The sequence below is a fragment of the Pseudomonas edaphica genome, from assembly GCF_005863185.1.
Taxonomy (GTDB): Bacteria; Pseudomonadota; Gammaproteobacteria; order Pseudomonadales; family Pseudomonadaceae; genus Aquipseudomonas; species Aquipseudomonas edaphica.
On the sequence record NZ_VBVZ01000564.1, the window covers coordinates 1 to 3943 of the forward strand.

General features: G+C 60.0%; 5 protein-coding genes. 1 reads left to right on the forward strand and 4 read right to left on the reverse strand.

From position 1 onward, the window contains the following. The 3 genes from FEM54_RS26550 to FEM54_RS26560 form a co-directional block, all read right to left on the reverse strand. Positions 1-365: alpha/beta hydrolase (locus tag FEM54_RS26550; RefSeq protein WP_138453656.1), on the reverse strand; the 365-nt coding region annotated here is incomplete at its 3' end. Beyond that, the gene (locus tag FEM54_RS26555; protein ID WP_017137021.1) at positions 362-1756 is read right to left on the reverse strand and encodes an aspartate aminotransferase family protein; all 1395 of its coding nucleotides are present in this window, start codon (positions 1754-1756) and stop codon (positions 362-364) included. The genes FEM54_RS26555 and FEM54_RS26550, both read right to left, overlap by 4 nt. Then, complete coding sequence (locus FEM54_RS26560; RefSeq protein WP_017137020.1) at positions 1749-2459, reverse strand: MtnX-like HAD-IB family phosphatase; 711 nt, start codon at positions 2457-2459, stop codon at positions 1749-1751. The genes FEM54_RS26555 and FEM54_RS26560 overlap by 8 nt, the downstream gene beginning before the upstream one ends. 225 nt (positions 2460-2684) lie before the next feature. Here FEM54_RS26560 and FEM54_RS26565 point away from each other — a divergent pair, with 225 nt between their 5' ends. Further along, positions 2685-3455 carry a MipA/OmpV family protein gene (locus FEM54_RS26565; RefSeq protein ID WP_138453657.1) on the forward strand — a complete coding sequence of 257 codons (771 nt, stop codon included), beginning with the start codon at positions 2685-2687 and terminating at the stop codon, positions 3453-3455. Between the two features lie 89 nt (positions 3456-3544). Here the strand turns inward: FEM54_RS26565 and FEM54_RS26570 are convergent. Further along, a partial coding sequence (locus FEM54_RS26570; RefSeq protein ID WP_138453658.1) for a DsbA family oxidoreductase occupies positions 3545-3943 on the reverse strand: 399 nt, incomplete at its 5' end.

A 3943-nucleotide genomic window follows, 5' to 3' on the forward strand; every position in this document is an offset into this window, starting at 1 on the left:
TACATTAGCGGACGGGCCACTTGCCCAGGGTGCTCGGCGGCCACGTACATCGACATCACCGCGCCCATGGACAAGCCACCGACAAACACCTGCTCATGGCGCTGCTTGACCTGCGCAAAGGTCTTGCGCACGCCTTCGTACCAGTCCAGCCAGCCGGTGGCCTGCAGGTCGCTGTTATCGCCGCAGTGCCCAGCGAGTGTGGGCACATACACCGTGCAGTTACCCGCCTTGGCCAGGCCTTTGGCGACCTGGCGCAATTCCGTCGGGGTGCCGGTCAGGCCGTGGATCAACAGGATCCCGACCGGACCTTCACCGAGAACGAAGCCGGCATCACCCTCGCCGAGGTCGATCCCAACGCTGTTCACCGTTTAGTCGCTCGCACCAGCAATTGCTCGAGCAGCTTCAGGCCCAGGTCGATTTCCGGGTAGCTGATTTCCAGGGACGGTGCCAGGGTGATCACGTTTTTGTAGTAGCCGCCCACGTCGAGGATCAGGCCGAGTTTCTGGCCATCGACGATCATGTCGCCCTTCATGCCTTCTTCGACCATGTAGTCCAGGGTCGCCTTATCCGGCGTGAAGCCATCCGGGCCGCAGATTTCGCAGCGCAGGGCCAGGCCCAGGCCATCGACGTCGCCGATGATCGGGAAACGTTTCTGCAGGTCTTGCAGGCCTTCCAGGAAGTATTTGCCCTTGGCCATGACCATTGCGCCGTAGTCGACTTCGCTGGTCATCTTGAACATTTCCAGGCCTACCGCCGTACCCAGTGGGTTGGAGGCGAAGGTGGAGTGGGTCGAACCTGGCGGGAAGACCTTCGGGTTGATCAGTTCTTCACGCGCCCAGATGCCGCCCAGCGGGTTGAGGCCGTTGGTCAGCGCCTTACCGAAGACGATCACGTCCGGCTGTACGTCGAAGTGTTCGATCGACCACAGTTTGCCGGTACGGTAGAAGCCCATCTGGATTTCGTCGGACACCATCAGGATGCCGTGCTGATCCAGCACTTGCTTCAATTCGCGGTAGAAGTTCATCGGCGGGATCACGTAGCCGCCGGTGCCCTGGATCGGCTCGACGTAGAACGCTGCGTATTCGCACTGGTTGGTTTTCGGGTCCCAGACGCCGTTGTATTCGGTCTCGAACAGCCGCGCGAATTGCTGCACGCAGTGGCTGCCGTATTCTTCTTTGGTCATGCCCTTAGGGCCGCGGAAGTGGTACGGGAACGGGATGAAGTTGGCGCGCTCGCCAAAATGGCCGTAGCGGCGACGGTAGCGGAAGCTCGAGGTGATCGACGAAGCGCCGAGGGTACGACCGTGGTAGCCGCCTTCGAAGGCGAACATCAGGCTCTTGCCGTTGGAGGCGTTACGCACCACTTTCAGCGAGTCTTCGATCGACTGCGAACCGCCGACGTTGAAGTGCACGCGACCGTCGAGGCCGAATTTGTTCTTGGCATCGACCGCGATCATTTCCGACAGCTCGATCTTGCCTTTGTGCAGGTACTGGCTGGCGATTTGCGGCAGGGTGTCGATCTGCTGTTTCAGCGCGTTATTCAAGCGCGGGTTGGCGTAGCCGAAGTTAACGGCCGAGTACCACATTTGCAGGTCGAGGTAGGCCTGGTCTTCGGTGTCCCACACGTAGGAGCCTTCGCAACGGCTGAAAATACGCGGCGGCTCGATGTAGTGAACGGTGTCGCCGTAGGAGCAGTATTTGGCTTCTTTATCCAGAAGAATCTGGTCTTCGGCGGTAGCGATACGAATATCAGACATGGTGGAAGAGTTCCTGATTTTCAACAGAGAGGTCGGCGGCAAAGGTGCCGGAGTTAGCGGCGATGCCTTGTGGCAAAGCGGTCAGCAGTGCGGGCAATTCGGCAAAGGTGTCGAAGCGCGCATGGGGAATGTTGTTGGCTTCGCAGTACTTGGCGAGGCTGCCTTTGGCGAAGACGAAGTCGGCGGTTGAAGCCACGCACATGTCGGACTTGCCGTCGCCGATCACCAGCACGCGCTTGTTGCGCGGCGTGGATTTGCACTTGCAGTTGCCGGAGGCGGCGCGGCAGGCATCGCTGGAATACGGGAAGTCGATGCGCCAGCTGTTCTGGTCGACCTGGCGCAGGCGGTTGGCGAGGATCGGCAGCAAGGTCACGTAGTTGCGCGACAGAATGCGCGCGATGCCTTGCTCGATGCCGTCGCTGACCACTTCGATGGTCGCGCCCAGGCCCATGACGTGATCGACAAAGTCCGGGAAGTCCGGGTCGATTTCAACGCTGTCGAAATACGCCAGCAGTTCAGCCGGGGTGGCCTTGATCAGCGCCAGTTGACGGCTCAGGCATTCGCGGGAACCGATATGCCCATCCAGCCATTCCTGTTCGATGGTTTCCCACTCAGGGCCGGCGAAGCGCTGGAGGACGTTGTCGATGACGTCGGTGGGGGTGATGGTCCCGTCGAAGTCGCACACGATATGCCACTGGATCATTGCGTTTACCTGGAAGAGGAGCGCTCTGTGCGCTTGTGCCAGGGGTATTGCAGAGACTGTGCCAACTGGCCAAAGCCCAGCGGGGCTGGGGTTTTGGTCGATAAACAGGGTGATTTGTGTCGCAGGAGCTACAATTTTTGTAGCTTGCTACAAACAAGATGAGTGCTTGCCTCAGGGAGGCTCTTCGCGCGTGAATGCGCGAAGGTTCAGATAAGGAAACGCTCCATGTTCAAGGTTACTTCTGCTGTATTCGCCGGTTTGCTGGGGCTGTGGAGCTTTTCCAGCTCGGTATTGGCCGAAGGTATTACCGGCGAAGTCGGCGCGGGCGTCAGCTATGAGCCCCATGACCCGACAGGCAGCCGCTACGAAACCCGGCCGATTCCTTATTTCGATCTGGATTGGGGCAATGTGAGCCTGGGCACCGACGACGGCCTGACCTGGAGCGCACTCAATACCAACGGTTTCACCGCCGGCCCGTATATCAATTACCTGCCGGGCCGCACGGCCAACGGTTCACTGCGTGGCTTGCGGGATGTGCCGGACATGGCCGAAGTCGGGGGGTTCGTCCAGTACTCACCGGCCGAGTTCTGGCGCGTATACGCCCAGGTTGGCCAAGCCGTCGGCGGCTCGCGTGACCAAAGTGGCGTGCTCGGCAAACTGGGCGGCGAGTTGGGCTACCCGCTGGGCGGCGGTATTATCGGCAGCACTGGCTTGATGGCGCATTTTGCTGATGCGCGCCAGACCCAGGCGTTTTTTGGCATTGATGATAAAGAGTCCGTTGCGTCTGGCATCCGCACCTATAACGCCAGCGCAGGCTTTCAGAACCTGACGCTGACCGAGAGCTTCGAATTCCCACTGGACAGCCACTGGTCACTGTTGACCAGCGCCAGTTGGACTCGCCTGGTGGGGTCGGCGGCGAACAGCACCATCGTCAAAGAGACCGGCAAGGTAAACCAGGGCCAGGTCCAGACGGCGATCAGCTACAAGTTCGACTGACGCATCCTGTGACGCTCTGCGTCATAACTTCAAGGGCAGGACGCGGAGCGTCCGGGGCGGCGTTCCCACGCAGAGCAAGGGAACGATCATCAGGCCTTGGCTTCCTGGATGATCTGACGAATAGCCCCGACAAAGGCTTCAGCCGGCTGCCCACCGCTGACCGCGTACTGGTCGTTGAACACGATGGTGGGTACTGAAGTCACACCGCGTGTAATCCACAATTCTTCCTGCTCACGGACTTCAGCAGCGTACTCGTCAGACGCCAGAATTTCAGCCGCGCGCTTGATATCCAACCCAACACTTTCGGCGATGATCGCCAGCGTCGCGTGGTCGGACGGGTCTTGCCCATCACTGAAATACGCCTTGAACAGCGCTTCCTTGAGGTTGTACTGCAACCCTTCAAGCCCCGCCCAATGCAGCAGCCGGTGCGCATCGAAGGTGTTGTAGATACGGCTGTGCCCGTCCGTGCGAAAGGCAAAGCCCAGCGC

Coding starts and splice junctions, on each gene's coding strand:
- FEM54_RS26560 (WP_017137020.1), bottom strand. CDS start 2,459: ATGATCCAGTGGCATATCGTGTGCGACTTCGACGGGACCATCACCCCC.
- FEM54_RS26565 (WP_138453657.1), top strand. CDS start 2,685: ATGTTCAAGGTTACTTCTGCTGTATTCGCCGGTTTGCTGGGGCTGTGG.
- FEM54_RS26555 (WP_017137021.1), bottom strand. CDS start 1,756: ATGTCTGATATTCGTATCGCTACCGCCGAAGACCAGATTCTTCTGGAT.